The sequence below is a fragment of the Flavobacterium sp. genome (assembly GCF_035760125.1).
Taxonomy (GTDB): Bacteria; Bacteroidota; Bacteroidia; order Flavobacteriales; family Flavobacteriaceae; genus Flavobacterium.
In genome coordinates this window covers 1-2,766 of record NZ_DASTTN010000042.1, presented here as the reverse complement: position 1 = coordinate 2,766, position 2,766 = coordinate 1, and the positions used below count along the sequence as shown (strand labels likewise).

Genomic DNA, 2,766 nt, shown 5'->3' with positions numbered 1-2,766 from the left:
TAAAAGAAATAAATTATAAAGCCAATGGTTAACCAAACAAAAAGTCGCAACCAAGTGTCAAATGGTAAAGAAACCATCATAACAACACAAGTGATAATTCCCAAAATTGGGACAAGAGGAACGAATGGAGTTTTAAATGGTCTTTCTAAATTAGGTTCTTTTTTGCGAAGAATTAAAATGCCTAAACAAACCATTACAAAAGCCAGTAAAGTACCAATACTGGTCATTTCGCCTACAACACTTATTGGAACTAATCCCGCAAAGCAACTAATAAAAACGCATAGAACAATATTAGATTTATAAGGTGTGTTGAATTTAGGATGTAATTCTGAAAAAACTTTTGGCAACAATCCATCTTTACTCATTGAATAAAATACACGTGATTGTCCTAATAAATCAACTAGAATTACCGAAGTATAGCCAATTAAAATCGCTGAAATAACAGCTATGCCTAACCATTCATAAGGTGTATTAGCTATAGCAATGGCAACTGGTGCTGCGCTATTTTTAAATTCGGTATAATTTGCCAACCCTGTCATCACATAACCAAATAGAATAAAAAGAATAGTGCATACAAGTAAAGAACCAAGTATTCCAATGGGCATATTTCGCTGTGGATTTTTGGTCTCCTGAGCCATGGTTGCTACAATATCAAATCCAATAAAAACAAAGAAAACCACACCCGCTCCACGCAAAACACCAGACCATCCAAATTCTCCAAATGTTCCCGTATTATTCGGAATGAAAGGATGGTAATTTGCCGGATCAATATATTGCCAACCCAAAGCGATAAAAACAATCACAACACCAACTTTTAAAGCTACTACTACAGCATTAAATAAAGCAGACCCTTTTGTGCCACGAATGATGATAGAAGTGATTAGAGCAATAATTAAAATGGAAGGTAAATTTACAATACCACGAACAATACTTCCATCGGCTAATGTGGCTGTTTCAAAAGGGGATAAAACCAATTGAGGTGGAATGAAAATATCAAACTTTTCTAAAAATTTCACCAAGTATTGTGACCAGCTTATTCCAACCGTTGCAGCACCAACAGAATATTCTAGGATTAAATCCCATCCGATGATCCAGGCGAAAAGTTCTCCTAGAGTTGCATAAGCATAAGTATATGCGCTTCCTGATACAGGTACCATTGAAGCAAACTCGGCATAGCACAAAGCACTGAATGCACAACCAACCGCTGCAATAACAAACGATAGTATTACTGCTGGACCAGAATTATTAGCTGCTGCAATTCCAGTTAATGAAAATAGACCTGCACCAATAATTACTCCAACTCCAATTGCAACCAGATTCACTGCACCTAAACTACGCTTTAATGAATTTTTGCCTGTATTTTCGGCTTCAAGCTTTAATGCTTCGATTGATTTTTTTAACATACTAGATAAATTTACAAACTATATGGATGTAGTAGAATTTTAAGTGAAAAAAAACGCTTCAATTTCTTGAAGCGTTCTGTGGGGAGAGCAGGATTCGAACCTGCGAAGTTCACACAGCAGATTTACAGTCTGCCCTCGTTGGCCGCTTGAGTATCTCCCCAGGCCTTATTTGGTAACGCTTATTGCGTTATCCGGGTGCAAATATAGAGACTGTTTTTAGTTTTACAAACTTTTTTTGCACTTTATTTTAGTATTATTTTTAATGCATTGGTATTGAATAAAATAAAAAATCTCCACAAGGGAGATTTTTTATTTTTGAATACTAAAAAGGATTATTTCCCTAGTAATTCTATGATTTTTGCTTTAAGTTCATCACCTCTTAAATCTTGCGCTACTACATTTCCTGATTGATCAAGGATGAAAGTAGCCGGAATTGATTCCACTTTATATTGCTTTGCAATTGGATCTTCCCAACCTTTAAGATTTGAAACTTGAGTCCAAGTCAGTTTATCTTTTGCAATAGCTTCTTTCCATTTTGCAGGATCTTCATCTAGAGAAACACCAATTATATTAAGACCTTTAGAATGCAATTCAGCATAAATGGCTACTACATTTGGATTTTCTTTTCGACAAGGACCACACCATGAAGCCCAAAAATCAACGATTGTCACTTTTCCTAAACTTTCCTTAAGACTGATTGTTTTGCCTTGAGGGTTAGGAGCAGAGAAATCAGTCCTTCATTTAGCAGCTGGAGCTTGAGGCATTGCTGTAGCACCAACAGAAGGAGTTTTCAATTCAGCAAGTTTTGTTTTTAAAGCTTTACCTGGTTTAGAGTTTTTCAATGACTCTTCAAGGCTATTGTACATAGTTTCGATTTTTTTAGAATCTACAGCTGGGTCATTGCTCATTCCTTGGATGATTAATACACTGATAAAAGATTTTGGGTGTGTATTTGCATAATCTACATATTTAGATTTTGAAGTAGCACCAATTTCAGTTTGAATTTTAGTGTACTCTTTCATCAAACCATTGATAGTTGCAGTATCTTTAGTTTGTTGCGCCATTTGCATTTTTTGCATGTTAGCTGTTTGGAAATCCATTAAAGGTTTTTGAACTTTAGTGATTTCTTCGTTGAATTTCACATACTCATCATTGTTGTAAGTACCTGAAACTTTAGATTTTTGAATTGTATCTTTATTTACAACGATTGTAATATCTCCATTTTCTAAGATAAATGGAATTTTACCTTGAGTACCCTCAATTTGCAAAGTGTGGAAAGATGGTTCAACAGCTTTTCCTTTGATTTCAAATTTACCGTTTTCTATTTTTACTGTATCAACAGCAATTAATCCCATACCTTTCT

The 2,766-nt window shown here is 34.9% G+C and carries 2 protein-coding genes, 1 tRNA gene and 1 pseudogene; all 4 read right to left on the bottom strand.

The window, feature by feature from the left end; all coding sequences use genetic code 11:
- Positions 1-1,403 (bottom strand): amino acid permease (locus tag VFS71_RS01990; RefSeq protein WP_326399065.1); only part of this gene is annotated, 1,403 nt, incomplete at its 3' end.
- A gap of 79 nt (positions 1,404-1,482) precedes the next feature.
- Positions 1,483-1,563: transfer RNA gene (locus tag VFS71_RS01985), tRNA-Tyr, on the bottom strand.
- A gap of 172 nt (positions 1,564-1,735) precedes the next feature.
- Positions 1,736-2,122, bottom strand: a pseudogene (locus VFS71_RS01980) (TlpA family protein disulfide reductase); the annotation flags it as partial.
- An 18-nt stretch (positions 2,123-2,140) separates the two neighbouring features.
- Positions 2,141-2,766: DUF4369 domain-containing protein (locus VFS71_RS01975; protein ID WP_326399064.1), on the bottom strand; the 626-nt coding region annotated here is incomplete at its 5' end.